9 protein-coding genes are annotated in these 12,309 nt (G+C 77.2%); 6 read left to right on the top strand and 3 right to left on the bottom strand.

What is annotated here, in order from left to right; translation table 11 throughout:
• Window positions 1-73 precede the first annotated feature (73 nt).
• Window positions 74-1,906: a putative Ig domain-containing protein gene (locus AAHH18_RS01350; RefSeq protein WP_343300287.1), complete on the top strand. Its 1,833-nt coding sequence runs from the start codon at window positions 74-76 to the stop codon at window positions 1,904-1,906.
• Between the two features lie 80 nt (window positions 1,907-1,986).
• Here AAHH18_RS01350 and AAHH18_RS01345 read toward each other — a convergent pair whose 3' ends face one another.
• Both AAHH18_RS01345 and AAHH18_RS01340 read right to left on the bottom strand, forming a co-directional pair.
• A complete protein-coding gene (locus tag AAHH18_RS01345) occupies window positions 1,987-2,421 on the bottom strand; it encodes an NUDIX hydrolase (protein ID WP_343300286.1) in 435 nt (144 codons plus the stop codon).
• Window positions 2,422-2,427: 6 nt separating this feature from the next.
• Window positions 2,428-3,117 (bottom strand): JAB domain-containing protein, encoded by a 690-nt coding sequence (locus tag AAHH18_RS01340; RefSeq protein WP_343300285.1) that lies wholly within the window; start codon window positions 3,115-3,117, stop codon window positions 2,428-2,430.
• Window positions 3,118-3,245: 128 nt separating this feature from the next.
• Here AAHH18_RS01340 and AAHH18_RS01335 point away from each other — a divergent pair, with 128 nt between their 5' ends.
• From AAHH18_RS01335 to AAHH18_RS01315, 5 genes are all read left to right on the top strand, one after another.
• Window positions 3,246-4,043, top strand: coding sequence for a copper resistance CopC family protein (locus AAHH18_RS01335; protein ID WP_343300284.1), 798 nt, complete (start codon window positions 3,246-3,248; stop codon window positions 4,041-4,043).
• Window positions 4,043-6,145 (top strand): cytochrome c oxidase assembly protein, encoded by a 2,103-nt coding sequence (locus AAHH18_RS01330; RefSeq protein ID WP_343300283.1) that lies wholly within the window; start codon window positions 4,043-4,045, stop codon window positions 6,143-6,145. Before AAHH18_RS01335 ends, AAHH18_RS01330 begins: the two co-directional genes overlap by 1 nt.
• 12 nt (window positions 6,146-6,157) lie before the next feature.
• Window positions 6,158-8,326 (top strand): S9 family peptidase, encoded by a 2,169-nt coding sequence (locus tag AAHH18_RS01325; protein ID WP_459349054.1) that lies wholly within the window; start codon window positions 6,158-6,160, stop codon window positions 8,324-8,326.
• A 188-nt stretch (window positions 8,327-8,514) separates the two neighbouring features.
• Entirely contained in the window at window positions 8,515-8,742 is a 228-nt protein-coding gene (locus AAHH18_RS01320; RefSeq protein ID WP_283318862.1) for a DUF6458 family protein, read from the top strand.
• Between the two features lie 151 nt (window positions 8,743-8,893).
• Window positions 8,894-10,864, top strand: coding sequence for an NHL domain-containing thioredoxin family protein (locus tag AAHH18_RS01315; RefSeq protein ID WP_343300282.1), 1,971 nt, complete (start codon window positions 8,894-8,896; stop codon window positions 10,862-10,864).
• A gap of 53 nt (window positions 10,865-10,917) precedes the next feature.
• Here AAHH18_RS01315 and AAHH18_RS01310 read toward each other — a convergent pair whose 3' ends face one another.
• Entirely contained in the window at window positions 10,918-12,255 is a 1,338-nt protein-coding gene (locus AAHH18_RS01310; RefSeq protein ID WP_343300281.1) for a GGDEF domain-containing protein, read from the bottom strand.
• Window positions 12,256-12,309: the final 54 nt, after the last annotated feature.

Below are 12,309 nucleotides of genomic sequence, written 5' to 3'. Positions count from 1 at the left end.
CGGCGGTGGACGCGCCGCGCAGCACCGGCGCGGCAGAGGACCGCCCGACGGTCGTACCCGTCCGAGGTGAACCGTGTCCACGCGCACGACGACCGTCCCCGCCCAGGTCCGGGCCCCCGGCGCCCCCGCGCGCAGCCTGCCGGGCCGACGGGCGGTCCTGCACCGCCTGGTGCTCGTCCTGGCGCTCGTCGTCGGCGCCGTCGTGGCTCCGGCTCCGGCGCGCGCCGCGACCGGCTCGCTGGTGCTCGACCCGGCGGTGTCGGCGGCCCTCGGCACCGGGTTCGACGGCGACGTGTGGGTGGTGGAACCCACCGCCGACGGCGGGTACCTGGTGGGGGGCACGTTCTCGCAGTACCAGGGCGCACCCGTGGCGACGCTGGTCCGGCTCGACGCCGACCTCACCCTCGACGCCGGGTTCGCCGCGGCGCTCGGCGCGGGCTTCGCGGGCAGCGTGTGGGCCGTCGTCCCCACCGCGGACGGCGGCTACGTGGTGGGGGGCGACTTCACGCAGTACCAGGGGACGCCGGTGCCCGCGCTGGTGCGCCTCGGGCCCGATCTGACGCTCGACACCGGGTTCGTCTCCGCGGTCGGGGCCGGCTTCGACGGCGTCGTCCGCACCGTGGCCCCGGTGGCCGACGGCGGGTGGCTCGTCGGCGGCGACTTCTCGCAGTACCAGGGTGAGCCGGCGCCCAACCTCGCCCACCTGTCGGCCGACCTCTCGCTCGACACCGCGTTCGCCGCGCTGCTGGGCACCGGCTTCAACTTCGGGGTGTACGACGCGGTGCCGACCGGCGACGGGTACGTCGTCGCCGGTGACTTCTCGCAGTACCAGGGGACGCCCGCCCGGCACCTGCTCCGCCTCACCGCGGACCTCACGCTCGACGCCGCGTTCACCGCCGCCCTCGGCACGGGGTTCGACGACGCCGCGACCGCGGTCGTGCCGCAGGACGACGGCGGGTACCTCGTGGGCGGCGCCTTCACGGGGTACCAGGGGCAGACGACACCGGCGCTCGCCCGGCTGCGCCCCGACCTGACGCTGGACACGGCGTTCGCGGCCGACCTCGGCGCCGGCTTCTCGTCCGCCGTCGTCGACCTGGTGCCCGGGACGGACGGGGCGTTCCTCGCGGCGGGCGTCTTCACGACGTTCCAGGGCACGCCGGCGCCGCACCTCGCTCGCGTCGTCCGGCAGTCCGTGGTGGTGCAGCCCCCGGGCGACCGCACCGGCACCGTCGGCAGACCCACCTCGCTGACCCTGTCGGCCTCCGTGACACCCGAGGTGCCGGTCGTGCTCGCGGCGACCGGGCTGCCCGACGGCCTCGTGCTGGACCCGGCCACGGGGAGGATCGCGGGGACGCCGACCACCGCGGGCCGCTTCGACGTCGTGGTCACGGCGACGGCGCACGGGCTGACGGACACCGCGACGTTCACCTGGACGATCGAGGAGGTGGCGGCGCCCGCGCTCCGGCTCGACCGGCCGCGCCTGTCCGCCGGCGCGGTGCAGGTGGCCCGCGCGACCGGGTTCGCGCCGGGCGAGGAGGTGACCTTCACGCTGGCGCCGGGCGGCGTGCTCGTCGGCCGGGCGGTCGCCGGCACGGACGGGGCGGCGGACCTCTCCTTCACGGTCCCCGCGGGCACCGCCCCCGGGACGGTCACGGTCGCCGCCACCGCGGCTTCCGGCGTGGCGTCCGCGACCTTCGTGGTCGTCGCCGTGCCGGCCGAGACGCCGACGCCCCCGCAGGAGGCTCCGCAGCCGGGTGGGACGCCGGCGGGCGGTGGGCCTGCCGCGGGGTCGCTCGCGCGGTCGGGGACGGAGAGCAGGACGGCCGGGCTGGTCGCGGTCGCGCTGCTGCTCGCCGGCGTCGGCGCGGTCGCCGTCGCGCGGCGCGCCTCGCGCGGACGGGTCTGACGCCGGCCGGGCTGCGCCGGGCGCCGGGCGCCGGGGCCGGTCCGACCGCGGCAGCGGGACGCCGGCGACCCGTCGTGCCGCTACGCGCCGGGCGTGCGCTCCGCCGCCTCCGCGAGCAGGTCCGCGGTGAGCGGGGCGAGCGGCAACCGCGCGGCGTCCTCGGGCGTGACCCAGACGGCCTCCTCGATCTCGGCCGTCGGCACCGCGTCCGTGATGCCGTCGACCACGAAGACGTGCGCGACCAGGTGGTGGCCGGGCTCGTTCGCTGCGGCGGTCTCGCGGCGCCCGGCGTCCCGGAGCCGGGCACGGTCGACGACGACGGCCAGCTCCTCGCCGAGCTCGCGCACCAGGGCCCCGGCCGGGTCCTCGCCGGGGTCGATCTTCCCGCCCGCCTGCATGAACCGGGTGGTGCCGCGCTTGCGGACCAGCAGCCACCGGCCGTGCGCGTCGGTGATGACGGCAGCGGCGACGCGGATCACGGGCGGGTGCTCGGCAGAGGGCTCGCAGGAGGACACGGTCGGTCATCCTGCCCCCGCGGTCCGGTCCGGCGCCACGCTGGTCCACGTGTCGCCCGCGAGCACCAGGTGGTCGAGCAGGCGGATGCCGCAGTGCGCGGCGCCTGCCGCGACGGCGGCCGCCGCCGCCCGGTCCGCCGCGTGCGGCGCCGCGTCCTCCGGGGCGTGCCGGTGCGCGAGCGCGAGCGTCACCCCGCCGCGCCGCAGGGTCTCGGCGAGGACCTCGCGGGCGTCGAACGGCTCCGCGTGCGCGTCCACGCCCGGCACCACCACGGCGCCCAGCACCCGTGAGGCCCGGTCGCCCGCGACGACGACGAGGCGGCCGTCCACCGGACCCGCGAGCAGCGGCGCCGCGACCCGCGCCACGTCCGCGGGTGTGCGGACCGTCTCGCGGCGGTCGGCGGAGCTGCCGAACCGCCGGGCGAGGGCGAGCGCCGCGACGACGCGGGTCGCCTTGGCGGGTCCGACGCCGGGCACGGTGAGCAGGTCGGTGGACCCGCAGCGCGCGAGGCCCGCGAGCCCGCCACGTGACGCGATCAGGTCGCGGGCGGTCTGCAGGGCGCTCGACCCGCGTCGGCCCGACCCGAGCAGCAGCGCCACCAGCTCCACGTCGGACAGCGCGTCGGCGCCGAGGCGCAGCATGCGCTCCCGCGGGCGCTGGTCGGGCTCGAGGTCGGCGAGCATCAGGGGCGTCACGTCCTCCACGCTAGGGGCCGGACGGTGCCGCACCCCGGTTGTCCACAGGCCCGGCTGCTCGTGCGTCCGGACGGGTCGTCGTCCCCAGGTCGGCGGCACGGCGGCGCCGGGCGGGTGATGATGGGGGCGTGACCTCCACCGCTCCCGTGGCCACCCTGCGCCGCCCCTCCCTGCCTCGCACCGCCGGCCCGGTGCTGGCCGCGCTGCTGCTCGCGCTCGTCGCCCTGCTGGCGACCGCGCCGCGGGCCGCCGCGCACAACTCCCTGCTCGGGACGGACCCGGAGGACGGTGCCACCGTCGCCACGCCGCCGGCCCGGGTCACGCTGACGTTCGACCAGCCCGCGCAGGCGATCGGCACCGAGGTGGTGGTGCTCGGACCGGACGGCGGCACCGTGAGCACCGGGACGCCGGAGCTCGTCGACAGCACGGTCGCCCAGGCGCTCGCGGACGACCTGCCGGCGGGCGCCTACACCGTGCAGTGGCGCGTCACCTCGGCGGACGGGCACCCGCTGTCCGGGGAGCTGACGTTCACGGCGTCCGCACCCACCCCGCCGCAGGCCGCCGAGCCGGAGGCGCCCTCCTCGTCGGCCCCGCCCGTCGCGCCGGAGCCCACCAGCACGACCGCGGGCTCCACGAGCTCCGGCCCGTCGGGCGCGACCTCGGCGGAGCTCTCGCCGCAGCAGGAGGTCGTGGAGGACGAGGACGCCGGTCTCGAGGCCGGCGTGGTGGCGGTCGTGGTGGTGGCCGTGCTGGCCGCCGGCGCGGTCGCGGTGTTCGTCGTGCGCGAGCGCCGTCGCTCCGCCGCGGGCCGGGCGGCGTCCGGCGCGGGCGACGACGGCGACGGTGTCGGCCGGGACGACGACGACGGCCGGGACGACGACGGCCGGGACGACGGCGACGACCGGGACGGCCGGGCGGGGCGCTGATGCCCGGTACCGCGACCGCTCGCCCGCCCCGGGCGGCCCCCTCGGGACCGGTCCCCGACGGGACCGGCACCACCGCGCGCGTCCTGCGCCTGACGGCCCTGGGCGTCTCGGCGGTGGCCGCGGTCGTCGCAGGGCTCGCCTTCACGGGCGCCGCCGTGCCGACCGCGCTGCGCGACCCCGGCGCCCTGGTGCGCTGGGGCCTGCCGGTGGCCTCGACGGTCTCGGAGCTCGCCGCGTCCGCGACGCTGGGCGGCCTGGTGCTGCTCGTCACCGTCCTCGTGCGCCGGCCGGACGGCGGCTCCGTCGTGCGCGCGGCCTCGGGCGTCACGGCGACCGCCGCCGCGGTGTGGACGCTGGCGGCCGTCGTGGAGCTCGTCCTCACCTACGCGAACGTGGCGGGTCTGCGGCTCGACGACCCGGCGTTCGGCGGCGAGCTGGGGCAGTTCGTCACGCAGTTCGAGCTCGGGCGAGTGCTGCTGTTCGTGGCCGTCGCCGCCGCGGTGGTCACGGCGCTCGCCCTCATGACGACGTCGCCGCTCGGTGCCGCGGGGATCTCCGTGCTCGTCCTGACCGCGCTGTGGCAGGCCGCGCAGACGGGCCACGCGGCGGGGGCGGCGAGCCACGACCTGGCGACCTCGTCGATGTTCCTGCACCTGGTGGGTGCCGCCCTGTGGATCGGCACCCTCGTCGCGCTCTCACCGCTGGCGCACCGGCTGGGCGCGGACCTGGCGCCGGCGGTGGCGCGGTTCTCGGTCGTCGCCGGGTGGTCGCTCACCGCCGTCGCGGTCTCCGGTGTCGTCAACTCCGTGGTCCGGCTCGGCACGTGGTCCGACCTGGGGACCCGGTACGGGGTGCTCCTCCTCGTCAAGGTCGCCCTGTTCGGCGTGCTCGGGCTGATCGGCCTCGCGCACCGCCGGCGCGTCGTGTCGCGCCTGGCCGGCGCCGAGCGCGCACCCGCGACGTGGCTGTTCTGGCGCCTGGTGCTCGTGGAGCTCGCCGTGATGGGGGCGGTGTCCGGGGTCGCCGTCGCGCTGGGCGCCTCCCCGCCGCCGGTGCCCGACGACCCGATCACCGACCCGACGCCCGCGGAGATCGTCACCGGGCACGCGCTGCCGCCCGAGCCGGACACGCTCGCGTGGATCACGCAGTGGCGCTGGGACGTGCTGCTCGCGTCCGCGGCCGTCGCGGGGCTCGTCGTCTACCTGCGCTGGGTGCTGCGCCTGCGCCGCCGCGGCGACGCGTGGCCGTGGGCCCGCACCGCGTCGTGGGTGGCCGGCATGGTGCTGTTCTTCTGGACGACGTCCGGGGGCCCGGCGATGTACGGGCACGTGCTCTTCAGCGCGCACATGGTCGAGCACATGATCCTCGCGATGGTCGTGCCGGTGCTGCTCGCCCTGTCGGCGCCCGTGACGCTCGCCCTGCGCGCCCTGCCGGCGCGGTCGTCCGCCGCCCGGCGCGGCGCGCCCGACGCCTCCCGCGGTCCCCGGGAGTGGCTGCTCGCACTCGTCCACAGCCGGTGGGGCCGGTTCTTCGCCCACCCCGTCGTCGCCGCCGTGAACTTCGCCGGCTCGATGGTGGTCTTCTACTACACCGACGTCTTCCGCTGGGCGCTGACCTCCGAGCTCGGCCACTACGCGATGGTCGTGCACTTCTCGCTCGCCGGGTACCTGTTCGTCAACGCGCTCGTCGGCATCGACCCCGGCCCGACCCGGCCCGGCTACCCGCAGCGGCTGCTGCTGCTGTTCGCGACCATGGCGTTCCACGCGTTCTTCGGCGTCGCGCTCACCACCGGCGACGTGCTGCTGGTCCCGGACTGGTTCGGGCTCATGGGCCGCGAGTGGGGGCCGTCCGCCATCGTCGACCAGCAGCGCGGCGGCGGCGTCGCCTGGGGGATCGGCGAGCTCCCGACCCTCGCGCTGGCGGTGGGCGTCGCGATCGCCTGGGCGCGGGACGACGAGCGGACGGCGCGCCGCCGGGACCGCCGCGTCGACCGCGACGGCGACACCGAGATGGACGAGTACAACGCCATGCTCGCCCGCCTCGCGGCCCGGGACGGCGGTACCGGCGGCGGGAAATCCGAGGGCGATCGCGCGGACGCGTGATAGGACGGCGGGGTGACCGACGCCTCTGACACCACGCCCGTCCCCGGCACCGCCGACTCCCCGTCCGGAGCGACCACGCCGACCCCGTTCCACGACCTCGACGCCTACGTCGCCCTGCCGCGGCTGTCCGGGCTGACGCTCTCGCCGGACGGCACCCGCCTCGTCACGGCGGTCGCCACGCTCGACGCCAAGCACACCCGCTACGTCAGCGCCCTGTGGGAGGTCGACCCCGCCGGCGAGCGCCCCGCGCGCCGTCTCACCCGGTCGGCGAAGGGCGAGTCCTCCGCCCGGTTCGCGTCGACGGGCGACCTGCTCTTCACGTCGGCCCGCCCGGACGCCGACGCCGAGTCCCCGGACGACGAGACACCCGCCGCGCTCTGGCTGCTGCCCGCCGACGGCGCCGAGGCGCGGGTGGTCGCCGCCCGCAAGGCCGGGATCGACGGCGTGGCCGTCGCCGAGCACGCCCCGGTCGTGGTCGTGCCGTCGGACGTCCTGCCGCGGGCGACCGACGAGGAGTCCGACGAGCGCCTCATCGGGCTGCGCAAGGACGCGAAGGTGTCCGCCGTGCTGCACAGCTCCTACCCGGTGCGCTACTGGGACCACGACCTCGGGCCGGCCGTGACGCACCTGTTCGCCGCGGACCTGTCCGCCGTCTCCGCACCCGTCGCCGCACCCGCCGCCGCTGGCGAGCCCGCGACGCGCCTGGAGCTCCGCGACGTCACGCCCGACCCCGGCACCGGCCTGCGGCACCAGGACGCCGTGCTGTCGCCGGACGGTCGGACGCTCGTGACGACGTGGACGCGGCCGGCCGCGCGCGGCGTCGAGCGGCACCGGCTGGTCGCCGTGGACGTCGCGACGGGCAGCCGCCGCGTGCTGGTCGACGACCCGGGCGCCGACGTGTACGGCCCCGTGATCTCGCCGGACTCGCGCCGCGTCGCCTACGTGCGCGAGACGATCACGACGCCGACGACCGCGCCCCGCGAGGAGCTGTGGGTCGTCGGGCTGGAGGCGGACGGCCCCGCGCCGCAGCGGGTCGCCCCCGACTGGGACCGCTGGCCCGGCCAGGTCGTGTGGACCCGCGACGGCTCCGGCCTGCTCGTGGTCGCCGACGACGGCGGGCGCAGCCCCGTCTTCCACGTCGACCCCGGCACCGGCGCGGTCACCCGCGTGACGGCCGACGACGCCGCGTTCACGGACCTGCTCGTCAGCCCGGACGGCACCGCGCTGTACGCGCTGCGCAGCTCGTACGCCGCCCCGCCGCACCCGGTGCGGGTCGACCTCGCCGCGGCGCTCGGCTCGGGCGCACCGGTCGAGGCCGTCGCCCTGCCCGGTCCGACGCCGCTGCCCGCCCTGCCCGGCACGCTGACGGAGGTCACGGCGACCGCCGAGGACGGCGCGGCCGTGCGGGCGTGGCTCGTGCTGCCGGAGGGCGCGTCCGCCGCCGCGCCGGCGCCGCTCGCGCTGTGGATCCACGGCGGTCCGCTCGGCTCCTGGAACGCCTGGTCCTGGCGCTGGAACCCGTGGATCCTGGCCGCCCGCGGCTACGCGGTGCTGCTGCCCGACCCGGCGCTGTCCACCGGCTACGGGCAGGACTTCGTGCAGCGCGGCTGGGGCGCGTGGGGGGCGGCGCCGTTCACCGACCTCATGGCGGTCACCGACGCGGCCGTCGCCCGCGCGGACGTCGACGAGACCCGCACGGCCGCGATGGGCGGCTCGTTCGGCGGCTACATGGCCAACTGGGTCGCCGGGCACACCGACCGGTTCCGCGCGATCGTCACCCACGCGAGCCTGTGGGCGCTGGACCAGTTCGGGCCCACGACGGACAGCTCGTACTACTGGGAGCGCGAGATGACCGCCGAGATGGCACTCGCGAACTCGCCGCATCTGTCGGTCGAGAAGATCGTCACCCCGATGCTGGTGGTGCACGGCGACAAGGACTACCGGGTCCCGATCGGCGAGGGGCTGCGCCTGTGGTACGAGCTGCTGTCCCGCTCGGCGCTCGCGGCGGACGACGAGGGACGCACGCCGCACCGGTTCCTCTACTTCCCGGACGAGAACCACTGGGTGCTGACGCCGCAGCACGCCAAGGTCTGGTACCAGGTGGTGGAGGCGTTCCTGGCCGAGCACGTCCTGGGCCTGGCCGGGGACGACCTGCCGCCGCTGCCGGAGGTGCTCGGCTAGGCGAACGCCCGCCGGGACACGTCGGACACCCCACGGTTGCGCAACCCAGCAGTTGCGCAACCGTGGGGTTCGGTCCGGGCGGAGCCTCCGAGCGCCGTTCTCGACGCGCGCGCCGGCCCGACCCGCACCACACTCGGTTCCCAGACCCGGGGCACCCCGCGCCCGGGCCGGTGGAAGGAGTGGCGACCATGGGCATCGGCGGCGGCATCGCGCTGATCGTCATCGGGGCGATCCTCACGTTCGGCGTGAGTGACAACATCTCCGGCGTGGACCTGACGGTCATCGGCTACATCTGCATGGGTGCGGGCGTGCTCGCGCTGATCCTCGCGCTGGTCCTGACCAACCAGCGCGCGAACACCTCGCACCGCGAGGTCGTGGAGCGCTACGAGGACCGCACGCCGCCCCCCGCGGCGTGACGGCCTGACCCGGCGGGCGGTGCGGCACGCGACCGCACCGCCCGCTCCCGGCCGGCGCGTCCTGCGACGCGCCGGCCGGTGACCGGTCGAGGACGACCAGCACCCGGACACCGCGGGACGACCGCCGGGCCCGGTCGTGTTCACTACTCCTGTGACCACCAGCCCCACCCGTCTCCCGAAGGTCCGTGCGTCCGAGCTCGTCGGCCGCGGCTGGCTCAACACCGGCGGCCGGGACGTCTCGCTCGCGGACCTGCGCGGCAAGATCGTCCTGCTCGACTTCTGGACGTTCTGCTGCATCAACTGCCTGCACGTCCTGGACGAGCTGCGCGAGCTCGAGGAGCAGTACCGGGACGTCCTGGTGATCGTCGGCGTCCACTCCCCGAAGTTCGTGCACGAGGCCGACCCGGTCGCGCTCGCGGCCGCCGTCGAGCGGTACGAGGTGCACCACCCCGTGCTGGACGACCCCGAGCTGGTCACGTGGTCCGCGTACACCGCGCGGGCGTGGCCGACGCTCGTCGTGGTGGACCCCGAGGGCTACGTCGTCGCGCAGATGGCCGGCGAGGGGCACCGGGCCAACGTGGCACGGCTGGTGGCCGACCTCGTCGAGGAGCACGACGCCAAGGGCACGCTGCACCGGGGGTCCGGCCCGTACGTGCCGCCTGAGCCGACGGCGGGGACGCTGCGGTTCCCCGCGAAGGCGGTCGAGCTGCCCGGCGGTTCGCTGCTGGTCGCAGACGCCGGGCACCACGGCCTGGCGGAGCTGGCCTCCGACGGGGAGACGCTGCTGCGCCGGATCGGGTCCGGCGAGCGCGGCCTGGCCGACGGCGGCCCCGACGAGGCCCGGTTCAGCGAGCCCAACGGCCTGGCGCTGCTGCCCGAGGACGTGGCGGCGGCGGTCGGCTACGACGTGCTGGTGGCCGACACCGTGAACCACGCGCTGCGCGGCGTGCGGCTGGCGGACGGCCACGTCACGACGGTCGCCGGCACGGGGGAGCAGTACCTCGTCGGGCAGCCGACCGTGCCGTCGCCGCTGCCGGGCCGGCCGGACCTCTGGCGCACCGACGGCGTGCCGCGCGCGGGGACCTCCGTGCCGCTGTCCTCGCCGTGGGACGTCGCGTGGTCCCCGCAGACGGGCACCGCGCTGGTCGCGATGGCGGGGGACCACCAGCTCTGGGCGTTCGACCCGCTGTCCGGCGCGGTCGAGCCCGTCGCGGGCACGATGAACGAGGGCCTGGTCGACGGCGACCCGCGCGAGGCGTGGTTCGCGCAGACGTCCGGCGTGGCGCTCGGCGCCGGCGGGCGCCTGTGGCTGGCCGACTCGGAGGTCTCGGCGCTGCGCTGGATCGACCCGGGCGAGGTCCCGGGCACCCCGGGCGCCGGCCCCGCGGACGCCTGGACCGCCGCCACGGTCGGGACCGCCGTGGGGGCGGGGCTGTTCGACTTCGGTCACCGCGACGGCGCCGCGGACCAGGCGCTGCTGCAGCACCCGCTCGGCGTGGCCGCCCTGCCGGACGGGTCGGTCGTCGTCGCCGACACCTACAACGGCGCGGTGCGTCGCTGGGCCCCGGGCGGGGACGGCGGCGCGGGCGAGGTGTCGACGCTCGCGACCGGTCTGGCCGAGCCGAGCGGCGTGGTCGTGCAGGTCGACCCCGAGGCGGGCGGCGTGACGCTGGTCGTCGTGGAGTCGGCCGCGCACCGGCTGACGCGTCTCGCCCTGCCGGCGACGCTCGCGGGGGAGGTGCTGGACGCGGGCGCGCACCGCACGCAGCGGCCGGTCACCGAGATCGCTCCGGGCGAGCTCGCCCTCGACGTGGTCTTCACCCCCGCGGCGGGCCAGAAGTACGACGACCGCTACGGCCCGTCCACGCTGCTGCGCGTGTCCTCGACCCCGCCGGAGCTGCTGCTCGACGGCGCCGGTGACGACGTGCCGCTGACGCGGACGCTGCGGATCAACCCGGAGGTCGCGGACGGCGTGCTGCACGTGACCGCCCGCGCGGCGTCCTGCGACGACGACCCGGCGATCGAGTTCCCGGCGTGCCACCTGAGCTCGCAGGACTGGGGCGTCCCGGTGCGCGTCGTCCCGGGTGCCCCGGCTGCGCTGACCCTGCCGCTGCACGGCTGACGTCCCGGACGCGTGCCGCGGCGCGGCTGGGGCGGCGGCCGACGGTGCCGCGATCAGGACGCGCCGAGCACCGCCAGCGACACGAGCGTCTGCAGGGTCGTGCCGACGGTGCGGTCCGTCGACGACAGCGTGGACTCGAGCTGCACGGTCCACGGGGCGCTCACGAGCTCGACCTGCCGCATGCCGCTGACGTGCAGCGAGGACGTGCCACCCCGCGCGACCACGACAGGTCCGTCGCCGGACGCTCCGGCGTCCCGGGACACCGTCCACCCCGAGCCGCCCATCGCCTCCGTCAGCGCCGCGGCGAGTGCGCACAGGCGCGACAGCGGCGCGGGCGCGGTCGCGGCGAGCGCGGTGACGCCCGCGGCGACCGCCCGGCCGAGGACGGCGCCGGGGTCGTCCGCGCGGTACTGACGGGCGCGGGCCGCGGCGTGGCTCCGCTTCGCGTGGTACTGCGCGGCGTCCGCGCGCCGGAACAGCGAGCGGGGCGTCGGGGCGGCACCCAGGGAGCCGCGGGCCGACGAGGCGATGCCGTAGGACAGCGACGACCCGTGCGGCAGCGTGGCGTCGCCGACGGTCGCGTCCATCACCTGCACCACCGTGGTCCGCGGGATGCCGCACGTGACGATGCAGAACTCGTCCCCGCCGATCCGCGCGGCGGTGGACCCCGGCAGCCCGCTGCTGGCGCGCCGGAGCACGGCCGCGACGGCGCGGAGCAGGTCGTCGCCGGCGTCGTGCCCGAGCTCGTCGTTCACCCGCTTGAGTCCGTCGACGTCGCACATCACGATGCACGTCTCGTCGCCGGAGTCGATCGCGGCCTGCGCCGCCTCGTCGGCGACGCGGCGGGTGCTCAGGCCGGTGAGCGCGTCGTCGGACACCAGGTGGCGCACCTGCTCCGCCAGGTCGAGGCGCGCGATGTGGGCGCCGAGCAGGGTGCCCAGCACCTCCCCGCGCGCGGCGTCGTCGCGGGTGAACGGCAGCGCGGGCGCGTCCCGGACGGCGCACAACGCGCCCCAGAGCTCGCCGTTCACCACGACGGGCGCCACCAGCGCGGGGCGGGAGCGGCCCGCGTCCTCCCCGGGACCGTTGCGCCACGTCTCCTGACGGTGGTCGAGCGCCCGGGCCGCCTCGCCGTCGCGGACGGCGTCCAGCACCGCGGCGGCCTCGTCCGCGGGGTCGGCGGCGAGCACCTGCCACTGGTCCAGCTCGCGCCTGGCCACGGCGGCGACCCCGGCGCGCAGCACGTCACGCGTGGCGGCGGCCGCGGCGTCGTACGCGTCGGCCAGCGTCAGCAGCCCGCCGAGGCGGTGCGCGAGCAGGGCGAGCTGCCGGGCGTCGTCCCCGTCACCCCGGGGCGCGGCCTCCCGGGCCGGCGTCGGTGCGTCGGTCACGGGCCCATCATCGCCGACGCGCGCCGCCGCCACACGGGTTCGGGGCGGCGACGG

Origin of the sequence: Cellulomonas olei, from assembly GCF_039548315.1 — a bacterium.
Lineage (GTDB): Bacteria > Actinomycetota > Actinomycetes > Actinomycetales > Cellulomonadaceae > Cellulomonas.
Note: the sequence above shows the minus strand (reverse complement) of the source record. Positions and strands in the feature narration are given on the sequence as shown.

Coding starts and splice junctions, on each gene's coding strand:
- AAHH18_RS01320 (WP_283318862.1), top strand. CDS start 8,515: ATGGGCATCGGCGGCGGCATCGCGCTGATCGTCATCGGGGCGATCCTC.
- AAHH18_RS01330 (WP_343300283.1), top strand. CDS start 4,043: ATGCCCGGTACCGCGACCGCTCGCCCGCCCCGGGCGGCCCCCTCGGGA.